A 25136-nucleotide genomic window follows, 5' to 3' on the forward strand; every position below is an offset into this window, starting at 1 on the left:
CTTGTGAACCGACCGAGGGCGCCGCAATTTCATGCGGCGCCCTTTGCGGTCAACCGTTCAGGATATCGGGCGTCACATGAATCAGCGTGGGCCGCGGCGCGTCAAAGGCCGCCCGCACCGCATCCTGCATGTCGGACAATGACGCCAGTGCCGCCGACAAGGCACCGAACGCCTCGGCCAACTTGCAGAAATCGGGGTTGCGCGCCACCACGGCGTTGGGGGCAATCTGGCTGCTGACCATGCTGTCCTCGATCTCTTTCAGCTTGCCGTTGTCCCACAGGATGATCGGCAGCGACAGGCCCAGTTCCACCGCAACGCCCAGTTCCTGCATCGTGTAGTGAAAGCCATAGTCCCCCGCGATCACCGCGGTCGGCTTGCCGCGCCGCGCCACCGCACCGCCGATCCCCGCCGGCAAGGCATAGCCCAGGGTTCCGAACCCGGTCGGATGATGCCAGTGGCGCGGGAAGGCCATGTCCCAGACCTCTTTCGCCGCATAGGCGAACTGGGTCATGTCGGAATAGATCATCGTGTCGGCCGGCATCGCCGCGCGCAGGGCATCGGCCACGGGCACGATACCCGGGCGCTCGGCATCGACCTCGGCCCGCCAGCGCGCACGCGCCTCGGCCACCTCGTCGGGGCTCCAGCCGGTTGCGGGCTTGGCGGCCTCGGTGGCGGCCCAAAGGGCCTGCGCAAAGCTCTCGGCATCGGCCTGCAGCTTGACCGCGGCCCGGTGGCGATCCGACAGCACCTCGGGGTCCAGATCGACCCGCACCAGCGTTGCCTTGTGGCCCAGATCATCGCGCCACAGATCCACCTCTCCCAACTCGGCCCCGACCGCAATCACCAGATCGGCGGACCCGATGACCTCGGCGCTGCCCGGACGCGGCAACATGGCGCCGAAATCCAGCGCGTATCCCGTGCCGACCAGCCCCCGGCCGGCATAGGTGGTGAAACAGGCCGCGCCCAGATTGGTCAGGATCTGGCGCCACAGGTTCGACCGCGCACCGCCCCCCAAAATGAACAAAGGCCGGCGCGCGATGTTCAGCAGCGACAGGACCGGGGCGATGTCGGGCGCCAGCGCACGCATCCGCTGCGCGTCCTGGTTGGGAAACGGCGCGGGGTCGGCCTCGGCCTCGAGCCGGCCGATCGGCACCTGGATATGCTTGGGACGCGGACGCTGCAGCGCGAATTCCTCGAAGGCGCGTTCGATCAGACCATAGGCCGCTTGCGCGTCGTTGGCCTGGCACGACCAGTCGGCCACGCAGCCCGCGGCGGCGCGCTGATCCTTCATCTGGTGCAACTGGCCTCGCCGGGCCTGGGCTTCGTCCAGGCACGAGGACAGAACCAGCATCGGCACCGAATCCGTATACCCCTGCCCCATCGGTGTCAGGATATTGCACAGGCCCGGACCGGTGATCACATAGGCCACGCCCGGCTTGCCCGTGGCACGCGCATAGCCGTCAGCCATGAAGCCGGCACCCTGTTCGTGCCGGGCAAGGATATGGGCAATGCCCGCCTCTTCGATCCCGCGATACATTTCCTGATTGTGCACGCCGGGAATGCCGAAGATGACCTCGACCCCCCGATCCCTGAGCATGTGGGAAATCTGCGCGCCCAGTGATCTTTTCATCAGCCCCTCCAGAACCTTATGGTGAACAGGACATAGACGGCCATCAATTCCAGCCGCCCGGTCAGCATGCCGAAGGTCAGCAGCCACTTGGCCGTGTCGTTCAGCCCGGCAAAGTTTCCGGCCGGGCCGATCTGATCGCCCAGTCCGGGGCCGACATTGGCCAGCGCCGTGGCCGCGCCCGAGACGGCGGTGATGAAATCCAACCCGGTCAGCGCCAGTGCCCATGACAGCCCGCCCAGCGACAGGGCGAAGAACATGAAAAAGCTCATGACCGAGGTCAGCACGTCGCGGCTGATCGGGCGGCCGTCATATTTGGGGATGAACACCCCATGCGGTGACCGGATGCGCTGAATCTGCGCCTTGATCGAGGCAAACAGCAGCTGATACCGGAACACCTTGATCGAACAGGCGGTCGAGCCCGCACATCCGCCGATCAGCCCGATCATGAAGAACATCATGATCGGAAAACTGCCCCAGGCCATGTAGTCGACGCTGGCATAGCCGGTGCCAGAAATGATCGAGGTGATGTTGAACAGCGACTCGCGCACCGCCTGTTCCCAATGATGCGGAAAGACCGAAGTCAGGAACACCGCCATCACCACCACCAGCACGGCAATCGTGGCCAGGAAAACGCGGATCTGGCTGTCCTCCCACAACGAGGTGGTCCGGCCGTTCACGAATTGCACATAGCGCACGAAGGGCAGCGCCGCGAGGATCATGAAAACGGATGCCGCATATTCCGCAGGCCCCGAAAAGGTGCCAAAAGAGGCGTCATAGTTCGAAAACCCGCCGGTCGATATCGTCGTCAACGCATGCACCAGCGCGTCAAAGAAACTCATCCCCAACCCGGCATAGACCAGACCGCAGACAAAGGTCAGAAAGACGTAGATCAGAGAAATCTGTCCCGCGATCTCCTGCGCGCGGGGCAGGATCTTTCCCATGGTCTCGAACCCTTCCGAGCGGAAGATCTGCATCCCGCCGACCTTGAGCTCGGGCAGGAACACCATGGCGACGACGATGATGCCGATCCCGCCCAGCCACTGCAGGATTCCGCGCCACAACAGCAATCCGCGCGGCAGGTCGTCCAGCCCGGAAATGACGGTCGAGCCGGTGGTGGTCAGGCCGGACATCGCCTCGAAATAGGCGTCCACGAAGCGCAGTTCGGTCGCGCCGAAGATGAAGGGGATCGCGCCGAACAGAGGCAGCGCGATCCAGACCGAAGTGGTCAGAAGAAAGGTCTGACGGATCGTCAGCCCCTCGCCCACGCCGTTGGCGCAGCTCATGGCCAGAACGGTTCCTGTCAGAATCGTGATGATCCCGCTTTCAAAGAAAACGGTCCATTCGCCCCTGCCTTCGATGATGTCGGCAAGCATGGGCAGCGCCATGGTCGCCCCGAGAATGGCGACCAGCAATCCAATCACATATCCGACAGGGCGAAGATCCATCATGGCGCGCAGGGTTGGCGCGCCCACCCGGAACTGTCAAGCGCAAGACCCGCGATCAGTCCTTGGTTGTGACCTTTGGCTCAGGCATCGCCGGCGGCTTGGACGGCGCTCGAGTCCGGCGCGGCGCCGGCTTGGCGGATGGGGTTGCCGCGGCCGTCTTCGTCCCGGCGGCAGGTCCGGATGCCATGGCTGGCTGAACCATCGACGCAGGTTTCGCTCGTTTCTTTTCCGACTTGGACTGCGCAGGTTCCGCCTGTTTGGACACTGGTGGCCGGACGGGCGCCTTTGAGGCGGCCTTGGGGGTCGACCGTACAGCCACAGCCGGCTTCGCCGCTTTCCGCGTGCGGGTTTTCGGCGCGGGTTTGGCATTTTCTGCCCTGGCAACCGGCTTGGGTTTGGTTTGGCGTGCGGGTTTCCGGGCGGCGGGCTTTGCTGCGGACGCATCGGCCTGCGCGCCCTGCGGAAGCGCGAATGCTGAACGGGCGAAAAGTTCCACAATCTTCATTTGGCTGGACACGACTTGGCCCGCCAGGCGCATGGCAGCGGCTTGAAGCTCAAGCTGATGGGCAATCGGATTCATTACATGTCTCTCCTGTAAATGCGAAGCAGCCGGAAACCTGAGGGGCAAAACCCCTTGCCGCACCGAACCATCGGGCGATCAGAGGCGGGGTGCAGTCCAAGGCGATGCACGTCTCGGCTTCCTTTCGGGATGGCGCACCCAGCCGTGCGGATGCGCCGATGCTGCATTCAAGAGAATGATACCGCGGAAATGCCGCAGCCGCAGCAGAATCTGCTGCGATGCGGCGAAAAGGCGCTGAGCGGTCAAATCCCGCGCATTTTTTCAGCAGCTTGCGCCGATCACCCCACGTGGAACAGCGTCGAAAACAGGCGCGGATCCAGGCTGGATGCGGCGAAAGTCGGGCCTTCGGTCAGGATCGAGACCGCATCATGGCTGTGCAGGCTTTCCTGATGGCTGGCGATCACCCGGAAGTCACCCACATGATGATTGGCCTGCAATTCCGCGCAGAACAGACGCGCGGCATCCTCGACGAAAATCGGATTGGCGGCATTCAGTTCGGCAAAGGCCTGCTCATCCTCGCGCTTGACCATCACCTGGGTTTCGGTAGGCACGGCCCGGCGGCACAAGGCGATCAGGTCTTCGAACCACAAGCAATCGGCGTCACTGTCGACGACGACCGAGACCCGCGCCACCGACCGTTGCGAATGCGGCGTCGCCAGCTGCCCCCGAACCGACCGGGCGTGTTCGCTGAGCTCCAGCGAACAGGGACAGGTCGAGGAATAGACATAGTCGAGATGCATGATCTTCTGACGCACGCCGCCTTGTTCGACCAGTTCAAGCGCGATGTCGTAATACTGATATCCTTCCAGCCCCGATCGCAGGCTCTTGACCCGTTCGGGATAGGAAAAGCGCATCTGCAGCCGCGCGTCGAAACTGTCGAGATCGGTCAGATAGTCGCTCAGCGCGGCTTCCATGACCTCGAAACTGAACGTACGCTCGGCATGTTTGTAGAAGGACCGCATGATCCGGGACATGTTGATGCCCTTTTTCTCGGCCTCCAGGCTGACGGTGCCCGTGACCGAGGTTTCCAGCGTCAGGTCCGGACCGTTCTTGCTGTGGAAGCGGATCGGCAGGCGGAAATTCGAGATGCCCACGTGCTGGATTTGCTGTTTCGCACCCCGGATCAGGCTGGACGGGCCGTTCTGGAGATCGGGCAACGCAGCCTTGTAGGCTTCGTCGACTTTGAAGTCTTCGGGGTATTCACGTGACATCGAAGGGTAGTTGTCCGGCATCAACCCTGGCACCAAGCGCGCCACGGCTGGGTCAAGCTGGCTGATCTCGGCCGCGCTTGCGCCTTTTGCCCATTTCCGCAGGACCTTGAGAGCCTCGGCGGCCGCGTCCCGATCCGGTTTTTCGTCCATGTCGCGCGAATGAATGTTCATCGGCTGCGTATCCTCAGTGTCGTCAGGCCATCTTTGACCGCGGCGAAAGCCTCAGTCTAACCCGATACGGGTGAGATAGCAGCCCGGATTGAAAAAACCACCGCAAAACCGCCGTTTCCGAACGGATTGCGCCCTTTTCGCCGGGGCGCCGTCAGGCCGCAGCGGCCGCGAGCGCCTGCCGGATATCCGCCAGCAGATCGTCGGCATCCTCGAGCCCGACGGAAAAGCGGATCAGACCCGGCGTGATGCCCAATTCGTCTTTCTGGGCATCGCTCAGCCGCTGGTGCGTGGTCGTCGCCGGATGGGTTGCGATGGACTTGGCATCGCCCAGATTGTTCGAGATCACCGGGATCGTCAGCGCGTTCAGGAACCGGAAGGCCGCGTCCTTGCCCCCCCTGATGTCCAGCGACAGGACCGTACCGCCCTTGCCCCCCAGTTGCCTTTGCACCAAGGCGTTCTGGGCATGAGATTTCAGACCCGGATACATGATCCGCTCCAGCGTTTCGTGGCCTTCCAGCGCTTCGGCCAGCTTTTGCGCCGTCTCGGCCTGGGCATTGACCCGCAGCGCCAACGTTTCCAGCCCCTTGAGCATGACCCAGGCGTTGAAGGGGCTCAGCGCGCCGCCGGTGTGTTTCAGGTAGGGCTCCACCGTGCCGCGGATGAACTCCTTGCCACCAAGGATCACCCCGCCCAGCGCACGGCCCTGCCCGTCGATATGCTTGGTCGCCGAATAGACCACCACGTCGGCGCCCTGCGCGATCGCTTGCGAGAACACCGGGGTCGAGAAAACATTGTCGACGATCACCGTGGCCCCCACCGCGTGGGCCAGCTCGGCCACGGCCTCGATGTCGATGACCTCGAGCGTCGGGTTGGACATGGATTCGAAGAACACCGCCTTGGTGTCGGGCCGAATCGCCGCCTTCCACTGGTCCAGATCGGTGCCATCGACGAAAGTCACCTCGACACCATAGCGGGTCAGGATATTCTCCAGGATATACAGGCACGACCCGAACAGCGCCTTGGCCGAAACCACGTGGTCCCCGGCCTTGAGCATCGAGGTCAGCGCCCCGTTCACCGCCGCCATGCCGGATGCGGTGGCGAATGCGTCCTCGGCCCCTTCCAGCGCAGCGATGCGCTGCTCGAACATCGACACGGTGGGGTTGCCGTAACGGGCATAGATGAACTCGTCGGGCCCGGATTCGATGAACCGCGCCTCGGCCTGTTCGGCGGTGTCGTAAACGAAACCCTGTGTCAGGAAGATCGCCTCGCTCACCTCTTTGTATTGACTGCGGCGGATGCCACCATGCACGGCCTTGGTGCGCTTGCTCCAGCTGTCGCTCATCTCGTCCCTTTCCGCCCCGGAACCCGAGGGCAAAGAAAAAACCCCAATCGCGGTCAAGCGAAAGGGGGCTTTCATCCTGACCTTTTAGCGGTGTTGTTTAGCGTGGCCCGCAATCCGGTAACAAATCGCCACGTGGTTCCTGCGTTGCCCATATGTCCCGTATCCCGTTGCGTCAAGACCTGAACCGCCGTCTTCCCCTTGCCGTTCGCCGCAAATGCCTCAAGATCATCCCCAGACCACGGAGGACACGATGGCGGACCCGATCGAGCTTTACTACTGGCCCACGCCGAACGGCTGGAAAATCTCCATCGCGCTCGAGGAGATGGGACTGCCCTACACCGTTAACCTGATCGACATCGGCAAGGGCGACCAGTACGACCCGAAGTTCCTCAAGATCGCCCCCAACAACAAGATGCCCACCATCATCGACCCCGACGGCCCCGACGGCGCGCCGGTCTCGATCTTCGAAAGCGGCGCGATCCTGATGTATCTTGCGCGCAAGACCGGGCGGTTCTACGGCGATACCGAGCGCCAGCGGATCGCGGTCGAGGAATGGCTGATGTGGCAGATGGGCGGCGTCGGCCCGATGGCGGGACAGGCGCATCATTTCCTGAAATACGCGCCCTTCTTCGACCCGCCGCAGGACATCCCCTATGCCAAGGACCGCTACCGCACCGAGGTCGCCCGTCTTTATGGCGTGCTGGACCGGCGGCTGGCGGAACACGAATACGTCGCCGGAGACTTCTACTCCATCGCCGACATGGCGATCTGGCCCTGGGCCAGCCTGTGGGAGGGCCAGCAGCAGACGCTGGAGGACAAACCCCACATGGCCCGGTGGCTCGAGGCCATGGCCGCCCGTCCCGGCGTGCAGGCGGGGCAGCCCTTGCACGCCGAACTGCGCGGCGATCACCGCAGCAAAGAGGCGCAGGGAGTTTTGTTCAAGAGGTGACAGAGATTGGAGAGATAAGAATGGAAATCAGGCATTGACTATGTTGGAGTGAAACTCAAATTTAATCCTCAGCAACGTTTACACGCATTCAAATTGCACAATGAGAATTCACGGCATCGAATTCAACATGGATTGGCACCAAGGAGCCAGCCCACGCGAAAAACTTCCCAAAGCCTATGGTGTTTATTGCGAGATCGTCTGGCCAGTTCGAGGAATTCGTATTGGAATTTCAAAGAACATTTGGGCTCGCCACGGCAATGCTGCGAGTTGGATGCGCAGCATGAAAAAAGGCTCGGGCTCTCGGGCTCGGCGCGTAGGCCCTTATGCGAACCATGCAAAAGACTGGGGCGATCTGGGGTTGGAAACATTCGTGCTTTCCACTGACCCACGTCCAAAGGACGAAAACCTCCGGTATGAATGTGAAACCCACCTGCATCGTTGGGCCGAAGAACAATCGGAGTGGAAAAATTTCAATGCCGAAAAATGGAGACCGAAGAACTATGGCATCCCCGTTTTGGATGAGGCGGCGGCGGCCAAGGCATGGGGCGTTGAATTGATCTGGTCTCTTCCGCAAGTGCCCACAACTGCGCGTGGGCTGTCCTAGATTGGTCAATTTCAGGGTGTAACCCCTCTGGTTACGGGCAAGCCAAAGATTTCCTTCGGCTGTTTTCTCCCCACGTCAACAGATGCACCCCTTTCGAGAAATCACCAATCGGGCCCACGCTTGCGTAGTTCATTGCATTGCCTCGAAACTGCCCAACGATCACCCGTCCACCGGCTGCACGGCCCGCTGATACAGATGCCAGGTGGTGTGCCCAAGGATCGGCAGGGTAAAGATCAGGCCCACAAAGGCCGGGACCAGCGACAGCAGCATGGTGACCACGATGATCGCCGCCCAGCCCAGCATGACCACCGGGTTTTCCCGGACCACCCGAAGGGACGTGAGCATGGCGGTGATGAAATCGACCTCGCGGTCAAGCAGCAGGGGCATGGCGACGACCGTCACCGAGAACAGCACCGCCGACAGAAACGCGCCGACGCAGGTGCCGATCGCAAGAAAGATCCAGCCCTCGGGCGTGAAGAACACGGTGTGCAGGAACCCCTGCAGATCCGAGAAGGAGGAATGCTGCAGGACGATCACCATCACGGTCCGGAACTGATAGAACCACACCCAGCAAATGAACAGGGTGACAAAGGCCATCCAACCCATCTCGCGCTTGCGCTGATTGGCCATGACGGCGAGGATGTCACGCCAGCCGAAGTCTTCGCCCTTCTGCATCCGGCGCGACATTTCATACAGCCCGGCGGCGGCAAAGGGCGCGACCAGCGGAAACCCGACCGCGGCGGGGATGACCATCCAGACCGCGCCCAGCCAGACCAGGGCCCACACGAACAGGATACCGAACAGCGCATAGAACAGGCCGAAAAAGCCGCTCATGACCGGGCGTGCCAGAAAGTCGGAAAACCCCGCCTTCAGCGACGCCTTGATATCATCCACCGTGACCTTGTTGACCTTGGGCGCAGTCCCCTGCTGCGGCGCCGGATTGCCCGGCGTGGACGCTTCGGCTTTGGATGCCATGACAAACTCCTCCACGGAAAAGTTTGCATCAGGTCAGGCATCAGGGCAAGCCGGCCTGCCCATCGCCTCGCACCAGCAGATCCAGCATCCCCGAGATGTCCTCGATCTCTTCCGCGATCACATGGGTCACCGAATGGGCCCGCTGCATCCGGCCGGTGACACGCAGCAACCGCCCCGAGATCACCGCCCGGCGGAACCGTTCATAGATCTTGCGCCAGACGATGACGTTCACGATGCCGGTCTCGTCCTCGAGCGTGACGAAGATCACCCCCTTGGCCGTCCCCGGCCTCTGCCGCAGGATCACCAGCCCCGCCACCGTCACCCGCGCGCCCTCGGGCGGTTCCTGCAGCCGGCTGGCGGGCAGGCAGGCGGGCGGGCGCGGCCAGTCCTGGCCTGAAACCGTGGGGGATGCCGGGGCGACGATCATGAGAACAAAAATAGAACATCTGTCAGGAATGTCCAGACGCGCCACGCCGAGTCGCAAATGAGGCTGGAAACGCCTAGATGGCTTGATTAGGAAGATGCGGAACATCGCAAAAGGAAGACGCGAGCAATGGCAAAGATCACTTACATCGAGCACGGCGGCACCGAGCATACCGTCGAAGTCGCCAACGGCCTGACCGTGATGGAAGGCGCCCGCGACAACAACATTCCCGGCATCGAAGCCGATTGCGGCGGCGCCTGCGCCTGCTCGACCTGCCATGTCTATGTCCACCCCGACTGGGTCGAGAAACTGCCCGCCAAGGACGACATGGAAGAGGACATGCTGGATTTCGCCTACGAGCCCGACCCGGCCCGTTCGCGCCTGACCTGCCAGATCAAGGTGACGGACGAACTGGACGGGCTGATCGTGCAGATGCCGGAAAAGCAGATCTGATGCGACGGCGCATGCCCCGCTCGTCCGGCGGCATGCGCTGCGGATTCAAGTCGCCGCGTCCGGCGGTGCGCTTTTGGCCATGCCGCGTGCGCGGCGCGCTGATGGTTGCGAGCCTGTGGCTGGCGGGTCCTGCCTTGGCCGCCGAAACCATAGCGACCGCCCGCTACACCGATCCGACCACCCGCTATCCCCACGGCGTTCTGGGCGACCGGATCGAATGGGGGTCGATTGAACTCACTCTTTCAGGCGGCACGCGCCGCATCTTCACGTTGCCCGATCATCTCGTCTTCGAAGACCTCGCGCCGCGGGTGGTCGACGTCACAGGCGACGGGCTTCCCGAAGTCATCACGGTGGAGAGCGACGCGCAGCACGGCGCGCGCCTTGCCATCTACGGCCCGCACGGCCGCATGGCGGCGACACCGCATATCGGCACCCGTTTCCGCTGGCTGGCCCCGGTCAGCGCAGCTGACCTCGACGGCGACGGACATATCGAAATCGCCTATGTTGATCGCCCCCACTTGGCCAAAATCCTGCGAATCTGGCGCCTTGCCGGCGGCCAACTGTCGGAAATTTCCGCGCTCCCCGGCCTGACCAACCACCGGATCGGCGACGATTTCATCTCGGGCGGCCTTCGCACCTGCGACGGCCAGCCTGAGTTGATCGTCGCCAGCGCCGACTGGCAGCGGATCATCGCCATCCACCACGAAGACGGCTGGCGCACCCGAGACCTCGGCCCGCTGACCGACGACAATTCCCTCGCACGCGCGCTCACCTGCTGACCGCACGCTTCATCTGGCCTCAAATATCCTGGGGGTGAGGCCGCAGGCCGAGGGGGCAAAGCCCCCTTTCCCCGCAGGCCCTCAAGCGGTCAAAGCGCCCGCCACCCGATATCGCGGCGATAGAAGCCGCCCGGCCAATCGATGGCCTCGACCATCGCATAAGCGTTGTCCCGCGCCTCGTGCAGTGTCGCTCCACGCGCCGTCACGTTCAGAACCCGGCCCCCTGCGGCCACAATCAGCCCGTCCTGCGCTTTGGTGCCCGCGTGAAAAACCATGTGGTTGCCGTCCTCGGGCAAGTCATCCATCCCGTTGATCACGCTGCCTTTTTCATACGCCCCAGGATAGCCCTGCGCGGCCATCACCACGGTCAAGGCGTGATCGTCGGCCCAGTTGACCCGCGCCTCGCCCAGTCGTCCCTCGGCCGCCGCATGCATCAGGTCCAGCGCCTGCGCCCCCAGCCGCATCATCAGCACCTGACATTCCGGGTCGCCAAAGCGCACGTTGTATTCCACCAGCCTCGGCTGACCGTCCTTGATCATCAGACCGGCATACAGCACCCCCTGGAACGGCGTGCCGCGCCGGGCCATCTCGGCCATCGTCGGGCGCACGATCTCATCCATCGCACGTGCCTCGACCTCGGGGCTCAGAACCGGTGCCGGAGAATAGGCACCCATGCCGCCAGTGTTCAGGCCGGTATCGCCCTCGCCCACGCGCTTGTGGTCCTGCGCGGTGCCGACCGACAGGATGCTCTCACCGTCACACAGCACGAACAGCGAGGCCTCTTCACCGTCCATGAACTCCTCGATCACCACCTCGGCCCCGGCCCCGCCGAAGGCGCCGCCGAACATGTCGTCCACGGCCTCCAGCGCGGTCGCCTCGTCCATCGCCACGATCACGCCCTTGCCCGCGGCCAGACCGTCGGCCTTGACCACGATCGGCGCACCCTGCTGGCGGATATAGGCCTTGGCCGGCTCGGCCTCGGTAAACCGGGCATAGGCGGCAGTGGGCGCACCGGCCGCATCGCAGATTTCCTTGGTGAAGCTCTTCGAGGCCTCCAGCCGCGCCGCCTCGGCCGAGGGGCCAAACACCAGAATGCCCGCCTCGCGCAGCCGGTCGGCCACCCCAGCGGCCAAGGGCGCCTCGGGGCCGATGATCACGAAATCGATCGCGTTTTCCTCGGCGAAGCTGACCACCGCGCCGCCATTCTCGATATCCAATGCCGCGCAATCGGCGATCTGCGCGATCCCGGCATTGCCCGGCGCCACGATCAGGCGGTCGCATTTGGGGTTCTGCATCACCGCCCAGGCCAGGCTGTGTTCGCGCCCGCCGCTGCCGAGAATGAGGATGTTCATGAAAGTCTCCGATCTGCTTGGCCTTGCCTGCGCGGCGTTCTAAGCTGCGCGGGCAATCGAAACAAGGCGCTGAAATGTCCGACCTGCTTGACGATCCGATTCCCGGCCAGAATACCCCCGAATACACCGTGTCCGAGATCTCGGGCGAGGTGAAACGCACGCTGGAAGGCACATTTGGCCGAATCCGCGTACGGGGCGAGGTCGGGCGTGTGTTCAAGGCGCGCTCGGGGCACTTGTACTATGACATCAAGGACGACCGGAACGTGCTGGCCTGCACCACCTGGAAAGGCCAGATCGCGGGCCTGTCGGTGGTGCCGGAAGAGGGGCTCGAAGTCGTCGTCACGGGCCGCCTCACCGCATTTGGCGCGCAGTCGAAATACAACCTGAACGTCGACGAGGTGGCCGTAGCCGGTCAGGGCGCGCTGATGGCGCTGCTGGAAAAACGCAAGAAACAGCTCGAATCCGAGGGCCTGTTCGCGCCCGAGCGCAAAAAGCCCCTGCCCTTTCTGCCGCGGATCATCGGCGTCGTCACCTCGCCCTCGGGCGCGGTGATCCGCGACATCCTGCACCGCCTGCGCGACCGATTCCCGCGCAAGGTTCTGATCTGGCCCGTGGCCGTGCAGGGCGCCAATTGCGCGTCCGAGGTCGCCAACGCCATCCAGGGTTTCAACCGCCTGACACCCGGCGGCGCGTTGCCTCGCCCCGACCTGATCATCGTCGCCCGCGGCGGCGGCTCGATCGAGGATCTGTGGGGATTCAACGAGGAAATCGTGGCCCGCGCCGCCGCCGCGTCCGAGATCCCGCTGATCTCGGCGGTGGGGCACGAAACCGATACCACGTTGATCGACTATGTCTCGGACCGCCGCGCGCCCACCCCCACCGCCGCCGCCGAACTGGCCGTGCCCGTGCGCATGGAACTGCTGGCCTGGACCGGCGAACAGGGCGCGCGCCTGTCCCGCGCGGCCACCGACGCGGTACAGCGCCGGGCGCAACGCCTGCGCGATCTGTCGCGCGCCCTGCCGCGCCCCGAGACCCTGCTGGACGGGCCGCGCCAGCGACTGGACCTGATTGCCGATCGTCTGGCCCCTGCGTTGCAACGCGGTGTGCAGAACCGCCGCCTGCAGGTGGTGGAACTGTCCGGGCACCTGCGCCCGTCAACGTTGCGCAACCTCGTGGCCGCGCGGCAGGACACGCTGCGCAACCTGTCCTCGCGCCTGTCGATCCGCCCGATCCAACGCGACATCCAGCAGCAGCGCGACCGAGTCAACCAACTGGCCCAGCGCATGGCGGCCGCGCAGACCCTGCGGGTGGACCGGCTCCGCCAGCAACTGGATGCGACCGACCGGTTGCGCGAGACGCTCAGCTACAAGGCCACACTTCAACGCGGCTATGCCGTTGTGCATGCCGACAGCGGCGTGGTCACCACAAAGGCACAGGCCGGCAAACACGCCACTCTGACCATCGAGTTCGCCGATGGAAAACTGAAAACCGCACCGCTGTCCGGAACGGCCTCAGCCGCCAAAAAACCGTCCAAGCCGCCAGCCCCGGATCAAGGGTCGCTGTTCTAGAGACCCGAGCGATCAGACCCCGACATCCGGGCCATGACAGACCATCTCTTCGTCGATGTCGCCCGCTTCATACAGCTCGGTTGCCTCGGGGTCGCCTTCGAACTGGGCGACCAGCCCGCCCCCCGATTGCGTAAAGACCCAGCATTGCGGGTCCGGGCGATCTTCGTAGACGAAACAGATCTGGCCGTCCTGTTCGTACCAGACGCCCTGCTTGCAGTCGCCATCCAGAAATGACCAGATCACCCGCCGGTCCGGCAGGTACCGCTCGACCCCGTAGGCAACGCCATCGAACCCGTAAAACAGGGTCTTGCCCTGGGTGTAGGCATCGAATTCTGCGCCCGACAAGGGCTGGGCCACGACCGACGGGGCCAGCACGGAAAACAGAATCGCCGTTCGCATGAACATGGTCGCATTCTGGCAGATGCCGCCGCCCTGTGCCATCGCCCGTTTGGCTACCGCATGCCATGCCCCCACGTTACGGGTTGAGCATTTGCCCCGCTTGCGGCGACACTTGCCGGTGCTGGTGCAACCCGGAGGCCAAAGATGACCATCCTCGTACTCGCAGCGCTGGCCTGTGCCCTGGCCTACCTGGCCCTGACGGCCCGTCCGGCCAGCCTGCTGCGCACGGCGCTGAAAACCGCAAGCGTCGCCCTGTTGGCGGTCGAGGCCGCGGTGCAGTCCGGACCTCTGCTTCTGATCCTCGCGCTGTCTCTCTGCGCCTTGGGCGACGCCCTTCTGTCGCGCGAAACCATCGGCACCTTCATGGCCGGCATCGGGGCGTTCGCCGCCGGACATCTGGTTTACATCGCCCTGTTCCTGACCCATCCGTCAAGCGACACCGCCCTGATCCTGGACAAACCCGGATACGCCTGGACGCTGGTCATTCTGGGCATCGTGATGGCCACGCTGCTGGCCCCTCGGGCCGGTGATCTGCGCGGACCGGTCCTGGCCTATATCCCGATCATTCTGGGCATGGGCATCACCGTTCTGGCCCTGCCCGAGGCCGGAACGCTGCGATGGGCACTGCCGGCCGCGATGACCTTCATCGCCTCGGACCTGATCCTGGCGACCGAAAGGTTCCTGCTGCCGCCCGGCCACCCGGCCCTGCGGCTGACGCCCTATCTGGTCTGGCCACTCTACTGGGGCGCGCAGTTCGGCTTTTTCCTGGCCTTCACCTGACCCTTTGCAACTGCCGCCAATCCGCATTAGGTGAAGGGAACACCTGCGGAGACCAAGATGGCGTTTTTTACCAAGCTCAAGGACCGGCTGTTCAAATCCTCGTCCCGCCTCGAACAGGGGCTTGAGGCAATCGTCGAGGACGGCGGCGAAGAAACCGCCCCCACCCCCGACCCGGTCATCCCCCAGCCCGAGCCCGAGCCGCAACCCGTTCCGGAAATCCCCGAACCCGCGCCCACACCGCAGCCGGTCGAGACACCATCACCCGAGCCGGCCGACCCAACGCCCGCCCCGCCTCCGCCGGAACTGCCGGAACAGGCACAATCCAAAGGCCTGATCGGGCGTCTCTTCGGTCGCGGCGATTCCGGGCCGGTGGCGCGCCGCACGCTGGACGACGACATGCTCGAACAGCTCGAGGAACTGCTGATCGCGTCGGACATGGGTGTCGACACCGCCCTGCGCGTCACCGCCAACATGGCCGAGGGGCGCTATGGCCGCAAACTCTCGACCCAGGAAATCAAGCAACTGCTGGCGCAGGAAATCGCCCGCGTGATGGAGCCGGTCGCCAAACCGATGCCCCTCTACCCCAAGCGCCCGCAGGTGGTGCTGGTGGTGGGCGTCAACGGGTCTGGCAAGACCACGACGATCGGAAAGCTGGCCAGCCAGTTCAAGGCGGCCGGCAAAAAGGTGGTCATCGCCGCGGGCGACACCTTCCGCGCCGCCGCCGTGGAACAGCTGCAGGTCTGGGGCGACCGCGCCGGAGTTCCAGTCCTGACCGCGCCCGAAGGCTCCGACCCCGCTTCGCTGGCCTTCGACGCCCTGACCAAGGCGCAGGCCGACGGCGCCGACCTGCTGATGATCGACACTGCCGGCCGCCTGCAGAACCGCGCCGACCTGATGGAGGAACTGGCCAAGATCGTCCGCGTCATCCGCAAGATCGACGAAACCGCCCCGCACAACACGCTCCTGGTGCTCGATGCCACCACCGGCCAGAACGCGCTCAGCCAGGTGGAAACCTTCCGCAAGTTGGCCGATGTCTCGGGCCTCGTGATGACCAAGCTCGACGGCACCGCCAAGGGCGGCGTTCTGGTGGCGCTGGCCGACAAGTTCGGCATGCCGATCCACGCAATCGGCGTCGGCGAACAGATCGACGATCTCGCCCCATTCGACCCCGAGGAATTCGCCGCCGCCCTGACCGGCCTCGACAGCAACTGACCTTCATCTGGCCCCAAATATCCTCGGGGGTCTGGGGGTGGAAAACCCCCAGCCTCTCCACCAGCGAAAGACCCGCAGAGTGAGCGACTGGCTGATCTCCCTCGAAGGCACCGAGGCCGGACACAGGCTGGCCCTGGCCCTTGCCCTGATGGCGGCCTTCCTGCACGCGGTGTTCGGCGCGCTGCAGAAGGGTCGGCACGACCCTTGGCTGTCGCGCGGGGCGATTGACGCCTGCTATTGCCTGATGGCTGCGCCTTTTGCGTTCTTCGTCGTGCCCTGGCCCGAGCCCTTCATGTGGCCGATATTCGCCGTGGTCTGGCTGATCCATGTCGCCTACAAAACGCTGCAGGCGATGGCATATACCAAAGGGTCCTACACCGTGGTCTACCCGGTGGTGCGCGGCACCGGCCCGCTGTTCACCGTCATCGGCGCCTATCTTCTGTTCAAAGAAACCTTCTCGCTGACCCAATGGCTGGGCGTCGCCGTGCTGCTGACGGGCATCTTCGGGCTGGCCGCCTACAATTTCCGCTTCCTGGAAACCAACCGCGAGACCCTGGGCATCGCATTGGCCCTTGCGGTTGCAACCGGCCTCTTCGTGGCGCTCTACACCACCTATGACGCCTACGGCATCCGCGCCACGGCCGATCCGTTCACCTTTCTGGCCTGGTTCTTCATGATCGACGGAGCGACCATGCCGATCTACGCCTTCCTGCGCTGGCGGGCGATGGTTCACCGCCCGGCGATCGGGCCGTTGATGCTGCGGGGGCTTGCAGGCGGGCTGATCGCCCCCATGTCTTTCGGAGCGATCATGCTGGCCACCCGGCTGGACAAGGTCGGCGAAGCCGCGGTACTGCGCGAAACCTCGACCGTCTTTGCCGCCCTGATCGGCTGGCTGGCCCTGAAAGAAACCGTGGGGCCTCGGCGCATAATCCTGATGGCATTGATTGCATTGGGCGCGGTAATAGTTGAAATGGGCGGGTGAACAGCAGGACGACAGGCATGGCAGACAAGAAAGAGATCAATCCGTTTCTGAAACAAGTGCTGGAACTGGGACCACCGCTGGCTTTCTTCTTCATCTACCTGCGCCTGCGCGACGACAGCTTTCCGATCGGCGGCACCGAATATTCCGGCTTCATCGTGGCCACCATCATCTTCGTTCCGCTGATGCTGGGGGCGATGGGCATCCTGTGGTACCTGACCGGCAAGCTCAGCCGGATGCAGATCTTCACCGCCATCATGGTCATCTTCTTCGGTGGCCTGACCGCCTGGTTCAACGACGAGCGGTTCTTCAAGATGAAGACCACGCTGGTCTACGGGTTCTTCTCGCTGATGCTGGGCATCGGTCTGCTGCAGGGCAAGTCCTACCTCGCCTATGTTCTCGACGAGATGCTGCCCATGCGCCACGAAGGCTGGATGATCCTGACGCGCCGCCTGTGCGCCTGTTTCGCCGTGCTGGCAGTGGCCAATGAACTGGTCTGGCGCACCCTCTCCACCGATCTGTGGGTCAAGATCGAAACCTTTGGATTCCCGATCGCCTTGATGGGGTTCCTGATGCTGCAATTCAGCATCCTGCAAAGCTACATGGACGACCCGGACCAGAACTAAGACACCGGCCGGCGGGCCGACATCGGCGGAAAACCACACAAAATCCTTGGCTTGACGCGCAAGCTGTGGAAAGCTGACACACCACCACCCACCAAGTTCCCGACCGAGGCCTCGTGTCGTCCATGACAGCATTTCCCAACAGCGGGTTTCTTTCCGAAGCGTCCGAACGGTTGCGCGTCATGCTGTCCAGCCTGGCAACCCCCGTTTCCCTGGCGCAAGGAGAAGTGCTGTTTGAACAGGGCGACGAGGGCGATGCGCTCTATGCGCTGATGGAAGGCATGCTCGAGGTCTCGTTCCTGGCCATGAGCGGCCGCAAACTGGCGCTCAGCCTGATGCGGCCGGGCGAAGTGTTCGGCGAGATCGCCCTGTTCGACAGCGGCCCCCGCACCGCCACCATCACGGCGGCCGAGCCGTCGCGGGTGCTGCGCGTGCGCCGCAATGACGTGATGAACCAGATCCGTGAACACCCGGACCTTGCGGTGGACATGATCCGTCTGGCCGGGCTGCGGATGCGCTGGATGGGGGCGCAGCTGAACGAGCAGGTCTTCCTGCCGATGCCCGTACGCCTTGCGCGCAAGCTGTTGCACCTCGCAAACCAGCAAGAGCTACCCAGCGCCCGAATTGCCCTGTCGCAAAGCGAACTGGCCGAATTCGTCGGCGCCACACGCGAGGCCGTGTCCAAGACCATCGCCACCTGGAAACGCAACAACGTGGTCGAAGCCTCGCGCGGGGGGGTACAGATCCATGATTTCGACGCCTTGCGACAGCTTGCAGAATCCGATCTGATCTGAGGTTTCGGAATACCACGGCCGATGTGATCCGCATCACATACAGGGCACGGACCATAGACTATACCGATAGACGTTAACGTAGGGGGCCAGCGTATCATCCCCGATATCTGTCCACTGGCCTGTCCCTGCACCAGAGCCATGTGCCTCCCCGGAATGTGGCTCTTTTTGCGTTCGGTTGCGACAAAAAATGGCCGGAGCATGCAGCCCCGGCCAATCCGTCCAATCTTGGCGCGCCTACTCCTCGAGGCTCAGCGCCACGAAACGTGGGTCGCCGCCGCGCCGTACCAGCAGCAACAGCGACTTGCGCCCGGCCTCGCGGGCCTCGTCCATACGGGCCTCGAGCTCGGCGATGGTGCTGACCTTCTGCTGGCCGGCCTCGGTGATGATGTCACCGGCCCGCAGGCCCTTGTCAAAGGCCTCGGACGCCTCGTCGACATCCATGATCACAAGACCTTCGGCGGTCGCATCCAGCCCCAGATCCTCGCGCAGCGCATTCGTCAGCGGAGCGATCGTCAGGCCCAGAACGGTGGCGTCCTCTTCGACCGGCGCCTGAGACTCGTCAGCGGCGCCCTGCTCGGCCCGCTCGGCGTCTTCGCGGCGGCCCAGCGTGACCACCACGGTCTTGGTCGCCCCGTCGCGCATCACCACGACGCGAACCGCCTTGCCGACCGGAGTTTCCCCGACCTGGCGCACCAGCGCGCGCGTGTCCTTCACTTCGACTCCGTCAAAGCTCAGGATCACGTCGCCCGGCAACAGGCCCGCCTCTTTCGCGGGGCCGTCCGGCACATCGCTGATCAGCGCCCCGCCGGGCTTGTCCAGCCCCATCGCCTCGGCCATGTCCTCGGTCACGTCCTGGATGCGCACGCCCAGCCAACCGCGGCGGGTTTCGCCGAATTCGCGCAGTTGGTCGACCACCTTGACCACGACGTTCGATGCCATCGAAAACCCGATGCCGATCGAGCCGCCGTTGGGCGACAGGATCGCGGTGTTCACGCCGATCACCTGACCGTCCATGTTGAACAGCGGCCCGCCCGAGTTGCCCCGGTTGATCGCTGCATCGGTCTGGATGTAATCGTCATAGGTGCCGCTGAGTTCGCGATTGCGCGCCGACACGATCCCTGCCGAGACCGAGAACCCCTGCCCCAGCGGGTTGCCCATCGCGATGACCCAATCACCGACGCGCGCCGTATCACTGTCACCGAAGGTGACGTATTTCAGCGGCCCCGACGCCTCGACCTTGAGCAGGGCAATGTCGGTCTTCTCGTCGGTGCCGACGACCTTGGCCGGCAGCTCTTTCTTTGGCTGTCCGTCACCCGGGAAGAATTCGATCAGGATTTCATCCGCCTCGGCGATGACGTGGTTGTTGGTGACGATGAAACCATCCTCGGAAATCACGAAGCCCGAACCCAGCGCATTGCTGCGGCGGGGGCGGTTGTCTTCGCCGCCATTGCGGTCCTGGAATTCGCGAAAGAAATCCTCGAACGGCGACCCCTCGGGCACGATTCCCCGCGGCCCCGCCTGCCCCTCGATCAGGGTGGTGGTGGTGATGTTGACCACCGCGGGGCTGATCTTGTCGACCAGGGGCGCCAGACTTTCCAGCCGGGCCTGCGCGGCCACGGTCTGGGCCAGCAGCAGGATCGCCGTGGCCAAAGACAACCACATCAACCGCGTCATGGTAACCACTTCGTCCCGGCGGACGGATACACTGCGTGCTAATACCTGCACTTGGTCTCTCCTTGTCGACAATCGCCATCAGGCCCGCCAAGGCGCGCCCCTTTTGCAAACAATGTAGTCAGTTTGCACCGCCCCGCAACTCGGTAAGTGCGGGAATTCACCGGTGTTTGACCGCTGCGGGTCAAAACCCCGCCTGATACGCGGCCCAGAGCAGGATGAAACCGCTGACCATGCACAGCAGCCCAACCAGCCGCCGCGCCGGTTCGGGCAGGCTGCGCAGCACTTCGAGCATGCGCTCGACAAGCGAAGGGGCCAGCGCATAGGCCAGCCCCTCGACAATCAGCACCAGCCCGAAGGCCAGCAAGACCATGCCCATCACTCGGCCGCCGCTCCACGGCGCCCGGTCGGCGATCCGAGATAGTTGAAGAACTCGGAATCGGGGCTGAGAACCAACGAGCTGTTGCCGCCCTTCAAGGCGTTCTCGTAAGCCGCCAACGACCGGTAGAATTCGAAGAACTCCGGGTCCTTGCCATAGGCTTCGGCAAAGATCGCGTTGCGCTGCGCATCGGCCTCACCGCGGACGATCTCGGCCTCGCGGCGGGCCTCGGAGACCAGCTCGACCACGGTCCGGTCGGCCTGGGCGCGGATCCGCTGCGCGGCTTCCTCACCCCGGGCCACTTCGTCGGCCGCCTCGCGTTCCCGCTCGGCGCGCATCCGGGCAAAGGTCGCCTCGAGGTTGGCCTGCGGCAGGTCGGTGCGTTTCAGGCGCACGTCGATCACTTCAAGACCCAGATCGCGGGCCTCGGCGATCGCGCCGTTGCGGATGCGTAGCATCAGCGCCGCCCGGTCCGAGCTGAGGATGTCATTCGAGCTGACCGAGCCCAGAACCTCGCGCGTCTTGGCGCGCAGGATCGAGTCCAGACGCTGCTCGGCAGTGTCGATGCCACCGGCGCCCACGGCCTCGCGGAACTGGCGCACGTCGGCGATCCGATAGCGCGCGAACGCATCGACCACCAGGCGGCGGTCATCCAGCGGCGTGACTTCCAGCGGCCCGACCTCGCGGCTGAGGATACGGTCGTCATAGCGCACGACCTCCTGGATGATCGGAATCTTGAAGGCCAGGCCCGGCTCTTCCTTGACGTCGACCACCCGGCCGAATTGCAGAACCAGCGCCTTTTCACGCTCGTCCACGATAAAGATCGCCGACAGGGCGATCACCAGAACCACAAAAATGGCCGGCAGGAGAAAGGATGATTTACGCATGTCTTAGTTCCCCTCGCCCGAATTGCGGCGCAGTTCGTTCAGCGGCAGATAGGGCACGACGCCCTGCCCCTGTCCGGTTGCGCTCTCGTCCAGGATGATCTTGTCCACGTCGCCCAGAACCTGCTCCATCCGTTCCAGGTACAGACGTTTGCGGGTCACGTCCGGCGCCTTGGAATATTCTTCCAGAACCGCGCTGAATCGGCTGGCCTCACCCTGGGCTTCGTTGACGACCTGGGCGCGATAGGCCTCGGCCTCTTCCAGCACCTGCGCGGCTTCACCGCGCGCGCCGGCCAGTACCCGGTTGGCATAGGCATCGGCCTGCTTTTCAAGCCGGTCGCGTTCCTGCCCGGCCGACTGGACCTCGCGGAAGGCGTCCTTGACCGGCTCTGGCGGGTCGGCACCGTCAAAGTTCACACGGACGATGTTGATGCCCGAATTATAGCTGTCCAGCGTCGACTGGATCAGCTCCTCAAGCCGCTCGGCGATGACCGCACGGTCGCGGTTCAGGATCGGCGCCAGGTCCGACTGCGCGATGATCTCGCGCATGGCCGACTCCGACACCGCACGGATGGTTTCGCGCGGGTCGCGCAGGTTGAACAGGAAATCCGCCGGGTTCGAGATGTTCCAGACCACCTGGAAATCGATGTCGACGATGTTTTCGTCGCCCGTCAGCATCAGCCCCGCATCGGTGCCGCGTCCGCCCGAGCCGATGGTTTCGGTCTGTTCGACCTTCACCGGGATCACCTCGGCCGTGACCACCGGCCACGGGGCAAAGTTCAGACCTTCGGTGCCGATCCCGGAGAAGCGGCCGAACAGCAGTTCAACCGACTGTTCTTCGGGCTTGACCGTGTAGGCGCTGGCAAAGCCCCACAGAAGCAGGGCGGCGACCCCGCCCAGCAGGATCGTGCCCTTGGTGATCGCCGGGCCGCCACCGCCGCCCTGGCCGGAGCCATTGCTGCCGCGACCACCGCCGCCACGCCCGCCCATCAGCACGCGCAGCTGCTCCTGGCCCTTTTTCATCAATTCGTCGATCTCGGGGATCTGCGGCCCGTCACCTTCGGGCGGACGTCGCCCGCCGCCATTGTTTCCCCGGTTTCCTCCGCCACCGGATGAGCCTCCGCCCCCCCAGGGGCCTCCGCTGTTGCCCGCCATGTGTTTCATTTCCCTTGTTTTGGCCCGTGAGCTTACGGGATCACTTGTAACCTGTGTGCGCGCGCTTGCAAATCAAGCGGTACGCACGGGTTGCCGCATGGTTACCAGTTCTTCGGCCATCACCGGATGAACCGCAACCGTGCGATCGAAATCTTCCTTTGTCGCGCCCATTTTGACCGCGATGCCCGCCAACTGGATCATTTCGCCCGCGCCGGGGGCGACGATGTGACACCCCAGCACCTTGCGGGTGGCCTGGCTGACGATCAGTTTCATCAACACCCGCTGCGTGCCGCCCGCGAACGCCTTCTGCATCGGCTTGAACGAAGTCGCATAGACCTCGATCGGCTCCTGCGCGGCGGCGGCTTCCTCGCTCAGCCCCACGGTGCCCATCTCGGGCTGGGTGAAGATCGCGGTCGGGATCAGCTCGTGATCCACCGGGGTCGGGTTGCCCTTGAACACGGTCTCGACAAAGGCCATCCCTTCGCGGATCGCGACCGGCGTCAGGTTCACCCGGTCGGTCACGTCGCCGATGGCATAGATCGAGGGCACCGCCGTCTGGCTGTATTCATCCACGATGATCTGCCCCTTGCGGCCCCGCTCGACGCCCAGCGCCTCGAGCCCCAGATCGTCGGCGTTCGGCGCCCGGCCCGTGGCATACATCACCACGTCGAACAGCCGCTCGGTGCCGTTGGTCGCCTTGACCCGGATCTGGTCGCCCTCGCGCGCCATCTCCAGCACGTTGGTGCCCAAATGCACGTCGACACCGTTCTGGCACATCTCTTCGCAGATCAGCCCGCGCGCCTCGTCGTCGAACCCCCGCAGAATCTGTGCCCCGCGATAGAGCTGCGTGGTCTTGACACCCAGGCCGTTCATGATTCCGGCGAACTCGCAGGCGATATAGCCGCCGCCGACGATCAGCATGGTCTCGGGCAGCTTCTCCAAATGGAAGATCTCGTTCGAGGTGATCGCCAGGTCCGAGCCCGGAAACTCGGGCACCACCGGCCGCCCGCCGGTTGCGATCAGGATGTGCCTGGCGGTCTTGCGCGTGCCGTCGGCCAGCTCGACCGTATGCGGATCGACCAGTTTTGCCCGCTGGTCAAAGCTTTCGACGCCGTTGTTCTTCAGGATGTTGCGATAGACGCCTTCCAGCCGGTCCAGCTCGGTGTGCAGTTTTCCGCGAAACTGCTGCCAGTCGAACGCACCCGGCTGGATGTCCCAGCCATAGGCGCGGGCGTCTTCGACCATGCCCGAATATTCGCTGGCGAACACCATCAGCTTTTTGGGCACACAGCCCCGGATCACGCAGGTTCCGCCGTACCGGTCTTCTTCGGCCAGCGCGACCTTGGCGCCGGTTTCACCCGCCGCCACCCGCGCCGCGCGGACCCCGCCCGAGCCGCCGCCGATGACGAAAAGATCATAGTCAAAGCTCATGCCGCGTTCCTTCTGTCAGCCTGCCTCGAAGTGTCTTGGGTATGTGGGGGCGCAACACAACCTGCCAACCCCCGGGCATCGATACCACACGGGCGCGTGAACGCCCCGGTCAGTCGGCCAGGTCCGAGAACAGGTTGTCGTCGCCCTCGCCCAGCCGGTCCAGCTGAATCGTGCCTTCGTTGATGTCGCGCAGTTCGACCCGGCCATCGCCGAACCCGATCACCACCTTGTCGCAGATGTCGATGAACAACCCGTTCTCCACCACGCCGGGGATCTGGTTCAGGGCCAGCGCCAGTTGCCGCGGGTTGCCGATACGCTGCAGGTGCAGGTCCAGGATGTGGTTGCCTTCGTCGGTGACGGTCGGGGCCTCGCCGTTCATCCGCAACGTGGCCGACGTGCCCAGAACATCCATCGAATCCAGCAGTTCCTCGACCAGCGTCCGCGTGGTCTGCCAGCCGAAGGGAATCACCTCGATCGGCAGGGGAAAGGCGCCCAGCGTCTCGACCTCCTTGCCGGCATCGGCGATCACCACCATCAGGTCGCTGGCCGTGGCCACGATCTTTTCCTGCAGCAAGGCCGCGCCGCCGCCCTTGATCAGGTTCAGCTCGCCGTCGAACTCGTCGGCCCCGTCGATGGTCAGGTCCAGCCACCCGGCCTGATCCAGCGAGACCACCTCGATACCCACCTCGCGCGCCAGCTGCGCCGTTGCGGTCGAGGTCGGAACGCCCCTGATCTTCAGGCCCTCGTTCTTCACGCGCTCGCCCAGTCGGCGCACCAGCCAGGCCGCCGTCGACCCGGTGCCCAGGCCCACGCGCATTCCGTCCTCGACCATCTCGGCCGCCCGGTAGGCGGCGACGCGCTTGGCAGTGTCGATCGGTGACAGTTTCTGGGTCATTGCAACCTCGCAGAGTTCAAAATTCGACCCCTTATAGGCAATCCCCTCCGCGGGTGCGAGGGGGAAGGGCGTGGTTTCCTTCGTCCGAACAAGAAATTCGGTCAGGACAGCCCGAAGGGGCACCATGCTGAAATTCGGAATATCCACGGCGGGATTTCTGGTTTCAACCGGACCACATGAAGCCTGTGACGTTCTGCGATACCGCCCTGCGCCCGGATGGACTGGCCCTGATGATTCGACTGATGCAGGACTTCGCCATCCAGTCCGGCAACATCCCCGAGGCCGTGGCAACAGCCTGGCCCGATGAGCAACGCGCCCTTGCAGACGCGGGCCGGTTTTTCATGTCGATCACCCATTTCGTCTGGGTGGCGCACAAAAACCGATCCTTGCCATTGACGAATTAATGTGTCGGAAATACGCGTTTCCTATCGGAAACGTCGCAATCGTATGT

The 25136-nt window shown here is 64.0% G+C and carries 26 protein-coding genes and 1 riboswitch; of the genes, 11 read left to right on the top strand and 15 right to left on the bottom strand.

Annotation, left to right across the window (positions count from 1 at the left end; all coding sequences use genetic code 11):
* Positions 1–49: 49 nt before the first annotated feature.
* The 5 genes from F3H26_RS10710 to metZ all read right to left on the bottom strand — a co-directional run bounded on the left by F3H26_RS10710 (position 50) and on the right by metZ (position 6379).
* A complete protein-coding gene (locus tag F3H26_RS10710) occupies positions 50–1630 on the bottom strand; it encodes a thiamine pyrophosphate-binding protein (protein ID WP_149776050.1) in 1581 nt (526 codons plus the stop codon).
* A complete protein-coding gene (locus F3H26_RS10715; RefSeq protein ID WP_149776126.1) occupies positions 1630–3078 on the bottom strand; it encodes a TrkH family potassium uptake protein in 1449 nt (482 codons plus the stop codon). The genes F3H26_RS10710 and F3H26_RS10715 overlap by 1 nt, the downstream gene beginning before the upstream one ends.
* Positions 3079–3130: 52 nt before the next feature.
* Entirely contained in the window at positions 3131–3655 is a 525-nt protein-coding gene (locus tag F3H26_RS10720) for a hypothetical protein (RefSeq protein WP_149776051.1), read from the bottom strand.
* A 278-nt stretch (positions 3656–3933) separates the two neighbouring features.
* Positions 3934–5037: a GTP cyclohydrolase FolE2 gene (gene folE2, locus F3H26_RS10725; protein ID WP_149776052.1), complete on the bottom strand. Its 1104-nt coding sequence runs from the start codon at positions 5035–5037 to the stop codon at positions 3934–3936.
* Positions 5038–5188: 151 nt separating this feature from the next.
* Positions 5189–6379 carry an O-succinylhomoserine sulfhydrylase gene (gene metZ, locus F3H26_RS10730; RefSeq protein ID WP_149776053.1) on the bottom strand — a complete coding sequence of 397 codons (1191 nt, stop codon included), beginning with the start codon at positions 6377–6379 and terminating at the stop codon, positions 5189–5191.
* Positions 6380–6443: 64 nt separating this feature from the next.
* Positions 6444–6521, bottom strand: a riboswitch (SAM riboswitch).
* Between the two features lie 108 nt (positions 6522–6629).
* Between metZ and F3H26_RS10735 the strand changes: the two genes are divergently transcribed.
* Both F3H26_RS10735 and F3H26_RS10740 read left to right on the top strand, forming a co-directional pair.
* Positions 6630–7328 carry a glutathione S-transferase N-terminal domain-containing protein gene (locus tag F3H26_RS10735; RefSeq protein ID WP_149776054.1) on the top strand — a complete coding sequence of 233 codons (699 nt, stop codon included), beginning with the start codon at positions 6630–6632 and terminating at the stop codon, positions 7326–7328.
* 127 nt (positions 7329–7455) lie between these two features.
* Positions 7456–7932 (top strand): hypothetical protein, encoded by a 477-nt coding sequence (locus F3H26_RS10740; protein ID WP_188127745.1) that lies wholly within the window; start codon positions 7456–7458, stop codon positions 7930–7932.
* A 159-nt stretch (positions 7933–8091) separates the two neighbouring features.
* Here F3H26_RS10740 and F3H26_RS10745 read toward each other — a convergent pair whose 3' ends face one another.
* Positions 8092–8907 carry a DUF2189 domain-containing protein gene (locus tag F3H26_RS10745; RefSeq protein ID WP_149776056.1) on the bottom strand — a complete coding sequence of 272 codons (816 nt, stop codon included), beginning with the start codon at positions 8905–8907 and terminating at the stop codon, positions 8092–8094.
* A gap of 40 nt (positions 8908–8947) precedes the next feature.
* Positions 8948–9334, bottom strand: a complete 387-nt coding sequence (locus F3H26_RS10750; protein WP_149776057.1) for an OB-fold nucleic acid binding domain-containing protein — start codon at positions 9332–9334, stop codon at positions 8948–8950.
* Between the two features lie 126 nt (positions 9335–9460).
* Between F3H26_RS10750 and F3H26_RS10755 the strand changes: the two genes are divergently transcribed.
* Both F3H26_RS10755 and F3H26_RS10760 read left to right on the top strand, forming a co-directional pair.
* On the top strand, positions 9461–9784 hold the full coding sequence (locus F3H26_RS10755) for a 2Fe-2S iron-sulfur cluster-binding protein (RefSeq protein ID WP_149776058.1): 324 nt from the start codon (positions 9461–9463) through the stop codon (positions 9782–9784).
* A 32-nt stretch (positions 9785–9816) separates the two neighbouring features.
* Positions 9817–10563, top strand: a complete 747-nt coding sequence (locus F3H26_RS10760) for an FG-GAP repeat domain-containing protein (RefSeq protein WP_394349772.1) — start codon at positions 9817–9819, stop codon at positions 10561–10563.
* Positions 10564–10652: 89 nt separating this feature from the next.
* Here F3H26_RS10760 and purD read toward each other — a convergent pair whose 3' ends face one another.
* On the bottom strand, positions 10653–11915 hold the full coding sequence (purD, locus tag F3H26_RS10765) for a phosphoribosylamine--glycine ligase (RefSeq protein WP_149776059.1): 1263 nt from the start codon (positions 11913–11915) through the stop codon (positions 10653–10655).
* Positions 11916–11989: 74 nt separating this feature from the next.
* Here purD and xseA point away from each other — a divergent pair, with 74 nt between their 5' ends.
* Complete coding sequence (xseA, locus tag F3H26_RS10770; RefSeq protein WP_149776060.1) at positions 11990–13483, top strand: exodeoxyribonuclease VII large subunit; 1494 nt, start codon at positions 11990–11992, stop codon at positions 13481–13483.
* A gap of 12 nt (positions 13484–13495) precedes the next feature.
* Here xseA and F3H26_RS10775 read toward each other — a convergent pair whose 3' ends face one another.
* Positions 13496–13888: a hypothetical protein gene (locus F3H26_RS10775; RefSeq protein ID WP_149776061.1), complete on the bottom strand. Its 393-nt coding sequence runs from the start codon at positions 13886–13888 to the stop codon at positions 13496–13498.
* Between the two features lie 138 nt (positions 13889–14026).
* Here F3H26_RS10775 and F3H26_RS10780 point away from each other — a divergent pair, with 138 nt between their 5' ends.
* The 5 genes from F3H26_RS10780 (at position 14027) to F3H26_RS10800 (ending at position 18270) form a co-directional block, all read left to right on the top strand.
* A complete protein-coding gene (locus tag F3H26_RS10780) occupies positions 14027–14662 on the top strand; it encodes a lysoplasmalogenase (protein ID WP_149776062.1) in 636 nt (211 codons plus the stop codon).
* Between the two features lie 57 nt (positions 14663–14719).
* Positions 14720–15874: a signal recognition particle-docking protein FtsY gene (gene ftsY / locus F3H26_RS10785; RefSeq protein ID WP_149776063.1), complete on the top strand. Its 1155-nt coding sequence runs from the start codon at positions 14720–14722 to the stop codon at positions 15872–15874.
* A gap of 79 nt (positions 15875–15953) precedes the next feature.
* Entirely contained in the window at positions 15954–16856 is a 903-nt protein-coding gene (locus F3H26_RS10790) for an EamA family transporter (protein ID WP_149776064.1), read from the top strand.
* Between the two features lie 17 nt (positions 16857–16873).
* On the top strand, positions 16874–17479 hold the full coding sequence (locus tag F3H26_RS10795) for an inner membrane-spanning protein YciB (RefSeq protein ID WP_149776065.1): 606 nt from the start codon (positions 16874–16876) through the stop codon (positions 17477–17479).
* 122 nt (positions 17480–17601) lie between these two features.
* Positions 17602–18270: a Crp/Fnr family transcriptional regulator gene (locus F3H26_RS10800; RefSeq protein WP_149776066.1), complete on the top strand. Its 669-nt coding sequence runs from the start codon at positions 17602–17604 to the stop codon at positions 18268–18270.
* A 234-nt stretch (positions 18271–18504) separates the two neighbouring features.
* Here the strand turns inward: F3H26_RS10800 and F3H26_RS10805 are convergent, their stop codons facing one another.
* From F3H26_RS10805 to rpiA, 6 genes are all read right to left on the bottom strand, one after another.
* Positions 18505–19944, bottom strand: coding sequence for a DegQ family serine endoprotease (locus F3H26_RS10805; RefSeq protein ID WP_223162482.1), 1440 nt, complete (start codon positions 19942–19944; stop codon positions 18505–18507).
* Between the two features lie 181 nt (positions 19945–20125).
* Positions 20126–20320 (bottom strand): DUF2065 domain-containing protein, encoded by a 195-nt coding sequence (locus F3H26_RS10810; RefSeq protein ID WP_149776068.1) that lies wholly within the window; start codon positions 20318–20320, stop codon positions 20126–20128.
* Complete coding sequence (gene hflC, locus F3H26_RS10815) at positions 20320–21207, bottom strand: protease modulator HflC (protein ID WP_149776069.1); 888 nt, start codon at positions 21205–21207, stop codon at positions 20320–20322. The genes F3H26_RS10810 and hflC overlap by 1 nt, the downstream gene beginning before the upstream one ends.
* Positions 21208–21210: 3 nt before the next feature.
* The gene (gene hflK / locus F3H26_RS10820) at positions 21211–22359 is read right to left on the bottom strand and encodes an FtsH protease activity modulator HflK (RefSeq protein ID WP_149776070.1); all 1149 of its coding nucleotides are present in this window, start codon (positions 22357–22359) and stop codon (positions 21211–21213) included.
* 72 nt (positions 22360–22431) lie between these two features.
* Complete coding sequence (gor, locus tag F3H26_RS10825; RefSeq protein ID WP_149776071.1) at positions 22432–23790, bottom strand: glutathione-disulfide reductase; 1359 nt, start codon at positions 23788–23790, stop codon at positions 22432–22434.
* 109 nt (positions 23791–23899) lie between these two features.
* Complete coding sequence (gene rpiA, locus F3H26_RS10830; RefSeq protein ID WP_005982205.1) at positions 23900–24685, bottom strand: ribose-5-phosphate isomerase RpiA; 786 nt, start codon at positions 24683–24685, stop codon at positions 23900–23902.
* Positions 24686–24861: 176 nt separating this feature from the next.
* Here rpiA and F3H26_RS10835 point away from each other — a divergent pair, with 176 nt between their 5' ends.
* The gene (locus F3H26_RS10835; protein ID WP_188127746.1) at positions 24862–25089 is read left to right on the top strand and encodes a methyltransferase domain-containing protein; all 228 of its coding nucleotides are present in this window, start codon (positions 24862–24864) and stop codon (positions 25087–25089) included.
* The last annotated feature ends 47 nt before the right edge of the window (positions 25090–25136 follow it).

Origin of the sequence: Ruegeria intermedia (assembly GCF_900129345.1) — a bacterium.
Classification (GTDB): domain Bacteria; phylum Pseudomonadota; class Alphaproteobacteria; order Rhodobacterales; family Rhodobacteraceae; genus Ruegeria; species Ruegeria intermedia.

Coding starts and splice junctions, on each gene's coding strand:
- rpiA (WP_005982205.1), bottom strand. CDS start 24,685: ATGACCCAGAAACTGTCACCGATCGACACTGCCAAGCGCGTCGCCGCC.
- metZ (WP_149776053.1), bottom strand. CDS start 6,379: ATGAGCGACAGCTGGAGCAAGCGCACCAAGGCCGTGCATGGTGGCATC.
- hflK (WP_149776070.1), bottom strand. CDS start 22,359: ATGGCGGGCAACAGCGGAGGCCCCTGGGGGGGCGGAGGCTCATCCGGT.
- F3H26_RS10745 (WP_149776056.1), bottom strand. CDS start 8,907: ATGGCATCCAAAGCCGAAGCGTCCACGCCGGGCAATCCGGCGCCGCAG.
- F3H26_RS10755 (WP_149776058.1), top strand. CDS start 9,461: ATGGCAAAGATCACTTACATCGAGCACGGCGGCACCGAGCATACCGTC.
- F3H26_RS10810 (WP_149776068.1), bottom strand. CDS start 20,320: ATGGGCATGGTCTTGCTGGCCTTCGGGCTGGTGCTGATTGTCGAGGGG.
- ftsY (WP_149776063.1), top strand. CDS start 14,720: ATGGCGTTTTTTACCAAGCTCAAGGACCGGCTGTTCAAATCCTCGTCC.
- F3H26_RS10780 (WP_149776062.1), top strand. CDS start 14,027: ATGACCATCCTCGTACTCGCAGCGCTGGCCTGTGCCCTGGCCTACCTG.
- F3H26_RS10750 (WP_149776057.1), bottom strand. CDS start 9,334: ATGATCGTCGCCCCGGCATCCCCCACGGTTTCAGGCCAGGACTGGCCG.
- F3H26_RS10805 (WP_223162482.1), bottom strand. CDS start 19,944: ATGACGCGGTTGATGTGGTTGTCTTTGGCCACGGCGATCCTGCTGCTG.
- F3H26_RS10720 (WP_149776051.1), bottom strand. CDS start 3,655: ATGAATCCGATTGCCCATCAGCTTGAGCTTCAAGCCGCTGCCATGCGC.
- F3H26_RS10760 (WP_394349772.1), top strand. CDS start 9,817: ATGCGCTGCGGATTCAAGTCGCCGCGTCCGGCGGTGCGCTTTTGGCCA.
- F3H26_RS10795 (WP_149776065.1), top strand. CDS start 16,874: ATGGCAGACAAGAAAGAGATCAATCCGTTTCTGAAACAAGTGCTGGAA.
- F3H26_RS10800 (WP_149776066.1), top strand. CDS start 17,602: ATGACAGCATTTCCCAACAGCGGGTTTCTTTCCGAAGCGTCCGAACGG.
- folE2 (WP_149776052.1), bottom strand. CDS start 5,037: ATGAACATTCATTCGCGCGACATGGACGAAAAACCGGATCGGGACGCG.
- F3H26_RS10740 (WP_188127745.1), top strand. CDS start 7,456: ATGGATTGGCACCAAGGAGCCAGCCCACGCGAAAAACTTCCCAAAGCC.
- hflC (WP_149776069.1), bottom strand. CDS start 21,207: ATGCGTAAATCATCCTTTCTCCTGCCGGCCATTTTTGTGGTTCTGGTG.
- gor (WP_149776071.1), bottom strand. CDS start 23,790: ATGAGCTTTGACTATGATCTTTTCGTCATCGGCGGCGGCTCGGGCGGG.
- xseA (WP_149776060.1), top strand. CDS start 11,990: ATGTCCGACCTGCTTGACGATCCGATTCCCGGCCAGAATACCCCCGAA.
- F3H26_RS10775 (WP_149776061.1), bottom strand. CDS start 13,888: ATGTTCATGCGAACGGCGATTCTGTTTTCCGTGCTGGCCCCGTCGGTC.
- purD (WP_149776059.1), bottom strand. CDS start 11,915: ATGAACATCCTCATTCTCGGCAGCGGCGGGCGCGAACACAGCCTGGCC.
- F3H26_RS10835 (WP_188127746.1), top strand. CDS start 24,862: ATGAAGCCTGTGACGTTCTGCGATACCGCCCTGCGCCCGGATGGACTG.
- F3H26_RS10710 (WP_149776050.1), bottom strand. CDS start 1,630: ATGAAAAGATCACTGGGCGCGCAGATTTCCCACATGCTCAGGGATCGG.
- F3H26_RS10715 (WP_149776126.1), bottom strand. CDS start 3,078: ATGATGGATCTTCGCCCTGTCGGATATGTGATTGGATTGCTGGTCGCC.
- F3H26_RS10735 (WP_149776054.1), top strand. CDS start 6,630: ATGGCGGACCCGATCGAGCTTTACTACTGGCCCACGCCGAACGGCTGG.